This window comes from Paenisporosarcina sp. P4_E4_2 (genome assembly GCF_056401595.1).
Genome location: NZ_JBFUJC010000424.1, coordinates 1 through 2,364 on the forward strand (window position 1 = coordinate 1; position 2,364 = coordinate 2,364).

4 protein-coding genes are annotated in these 2,364 nt (G+C 40.0%); all 4 read right to left on the reverse strand.

Going from position 1 to position 2,364, the window contains the following annotated elements; translation table 11 throughout:
* Nucleotides 1–292 (reverse strand): ABC transporter substrate-binding protein (locus AC1DSB_RS18120; protein ID WP_477587295.1); only part of this gene is annotated, 292 nt, incomplete at its 3' end.
* Between the two features lie 15 nt (nt 293–307).
* Entirely contained in the window at nt 308–1,087 is a 780-nt protein-coding gene (locus tag AC1DSB_RS18125; RefSeq protein WP_477532268.1) for an ABC transporter ATP-binding protein, read from the reverse strand.
* Between the two features lie 4 nt (nt 1,088–1,091).
* Nucleotides 1,092–1,898 carry an ABC transporter permease gene (locus AC1DSB_RS18130; protein WP_477532269.1) on the reverse strand — a complete coding sequence of 269 codons (807 nt, stop codon included), beginning with the start codon at nt 1,896–1,898 and terminating at the stop codon, nt 1,092–1,094.
* A gap of 250 nt (nt 1,899–2,148) precedes the next feature.
* Entirely contained in the window at nt 2,149–2,304 is a 156-nt protein-coding gene (locus AC1DSB_RS18135; protein WP_016428480.1) for a YpzG family protein, read from the reverse strand.
* Between the last annotated feature and the right edge of the window lie 60 nt (nt 2,305–2,364).

Genomic DNA, 2,364 nt, shown 5'->3' on the forward strand with positions numbered 1-2,364 from the left:
CCACTTGCCCTGATGCCAATGCTGGCAACATGTCGTCACTATTCGCGAATGTTGCGAATTCCACTTCGATATTATAATCAGCAAAATAACCTTTTTCATTAGCAATATAAAAGCCTGCCCCAGAAGCAGAACCATCTTCTGCAATGACTACTTTCGTTTTCTTACTTAAAGGTGCTAAATCACCAGAAGGATTATCTTTACTTACATCGTCATTCACTTTCACTGCTTCCTTATCGGAGCAACCCCCAACAAGTAAAATCAAAACGCCCAACATGCCTAACCACTTTTTCATCTATTCACTCCTCGATTACAATCTTGATCCTTGTACTTCTATTTGCAAGTGACGCCAGATTTCCAGAAATTTCGAAGCCATTTCCGGATTCGAGCGAAAGTCTTCTAATTTCCTTGGACGAGGCAGATCTATTTTCATTTCTGCCACGATTTTGCCTGGCTGCGCACTCATGAGTAATACACGATCACTTAAATACAATGCTTCGTCGATGCTATGTGTGATGAATAACACCGTTTTCTTTGTTTCCGACCAAATCGACAATAATTCTTCTTGTAAAATGTATTTATTCTGTTCGTCTAAAGCTCCAAATGGTTCATCCATCAATAAGATTTCTGGGTCATTAGCAAACGCCCGGGCGATGCTGACACGTTGTTTCATGCCGCCTGAAAGCTCTTTCGGATACATTTTGGCGAATTTCCCAAGACCCACTTTGTTCAAAAAATACGTTGTTCGTTCTTTTACAATCGATTTTGGCAAGTGCCGCATCGTCAGTCCGAACGCTACATTTTCCTCAACAGTCAGCCAAGGGAGTATGCCACGTTCCTGAAACACCATCGATTGACTCGGTCGATCTTCATCTCCGGGTTCAATGGTAAAATCTCCTGAACTTTGATTTTCAAGACCCGCCAGAATGCGAAGTAACGTTGTTTTTCCACAGCCGCTCGGACCAACGAGACACACAAATTCCCCGTCTTCAATATCGAGCGAGATATTTTCAAGTGCAGTGACACTATTTTCTTTCTTGTAAAATACTTTCGTTAATTCATGGATTGATATTTTGGGTTTTGAGCTCACGTCGTCACCTCCACGGAACTAATTTTCGTTGTAAGCCACGTAATAACAATGAAAAGATATATCCAAAGAACGAAATCAGGATTAATCCGACAAACATCTCTTTTAATAAAAACGCACTGTAGGACGTCCAAATCAAATAACCAATTCCTGAAGTTGCGCCCATCATTTCTGCTGCAACAATGGTAAGCAACGCAATTGCCTGCCCCATTTGAATGCCTTCCAGCATGACAGGAAGCGAACCAGGTAAAGCGATTTTCAAAAAGAAATCCTTACTGCTTGCTCCATAATTCTTCGCCACATCCAAATAAATGGAGTCTATCGAAATAACACCAGCTACGGTATTGATCACAACTGGAAAGAAGACACTACCCGCAATGGTAACAACTTTCGATACTTCACCAATACCAAAAATGATTAAAATAATCGGTAATAATGCAAGTGTGGGAATAGGCATCAATGCCATAATAATTGGAGAAATAAAATGGCGGATTGGCGCATATAACCCCATACACAAACCGATGATAATTCCAGGAATAACACCTAGTAAGAAACCAAACCCTATTCGGAATAGTGATATGTTAATGTGATGAAACAATTCACCAGTCGTGAGCAATTCGAAAAACGTGGTAACAATTGCAGTTGGCGGAGGGAAAAACCTCGCATCAATCAGTCCGGTTTGAGATAGAAATTGCCAGATGAGCAAGAGACATACTGGAGAAAAAATGGTTAGCCACGTCTTCATTCGATTCTGTCTTTGCTGCTTTCGCCATTCTTGTTGTTCCGTTTCTATTGGATTTTTTATATCCCTCATTTTCCACCACCTCTTCATCCAAATAATATGAAGATCAGAGGAAATGTGTTCTCACTAAATAGCGTCCCATATCGTTTTCAGACGTCGATTATGTAATTTTAGACGTGGTGTCATTTTATTCACACGTCACAATCTATTTTTCAGACTTCATTCTCAAAAAGACAGACTGAGCCAACTGGCATTCTAAAAACGCTTCTCAAAACAAAAAAGACCCGAAAAATTTCCGGGTCCCAATTTCTTCTTATTCAACTTATCCGTTTCGGTAAATTTTGGCGCTGGTTTTTAATCTCTCAGTCGATTGTGATTCTTCTGTGTTACCGTTGACTTGTGATTTGGTCCTCTTTGGCCTTGTCCAGTTATGATGTAATTCCGCTGATTTTGAATCCAGTGGTTGTTTTTTACTCATTGCCTTTCACCTCTTTTTTTAAGAATGAAAAGAAGAAATCTTGTTCAGTATGCGTAATAA

Bases quoted from the DNA above. Each gene is read 5' to 3' on its own strand.
- AC1DSB_RS18130 (WP_477532269.1), bottom strand. From the start codon at position 1,898: ATGAGGGATATAAAAAATCCAATAGAAACGGAACAACAAGAATGGCGA.
- AC1DSB_RS18135 (WP_016428480.1), bottom strand. From the start codon at position 2,304: ATGAGTAAAAAACAACCACTGGATTCAAAATCAGCGGAATTACATCAT.